Below are 253 nucleotides of genomic sequence, written 5' to 3'. Positions count from 1 at the left end.
CGATTGGTTGGAGGACCGGGTGCTCCAGGCGATCGCCTCGGAAAACAATCTGTCGGAAACGGCTTTCCTCGTGCCGGCCGGAAACGGGGCTTACGAACTGCGCTGGTTCACGCCGACAGCGGAGGTTCCCCTGTGCGGCCACGCCACCCTGGCCAGCGGTGCGGTCGTGCTTGAATATCTCTCGCCCGATCTGGACAGCGTCGCCTTCCATACCCGGCAATCCGGTACGTTAAAGGTGCGCCGGGCAGAGGCC

The 253-nt window shown here is 64.4% G+C and carries 1 protein-coding gene; it reads left to right on the top strand.

Annotation, left to right across the window (positions count from 1 at the left end):
* Positions 1 to 19: 19 nt before the first annotated feature.
* Positions 20 to 253 (top strand): PhzF family phenazine biosynthesis protein (locus tag R0J92_RS24865; protein ID WP_411053649.1); only part of this gene is annotated, 234 nt, incomplete at its 3' end.

This window comes from Tritonibacter sp. SIMBA_163 (assembly GCF_046535935.1).
GTDB classification, from domain to species: domain Bacteria; phylum Pseudomonadota; class Alphaproteobacteria; order Rhodobacterales; family Rhodobacteraceae; genus Epibacterium; species Epibacterium scottomollicae.
This window is presented reverse-complemented; position numbering and strand designations above follow the sequence as displayed.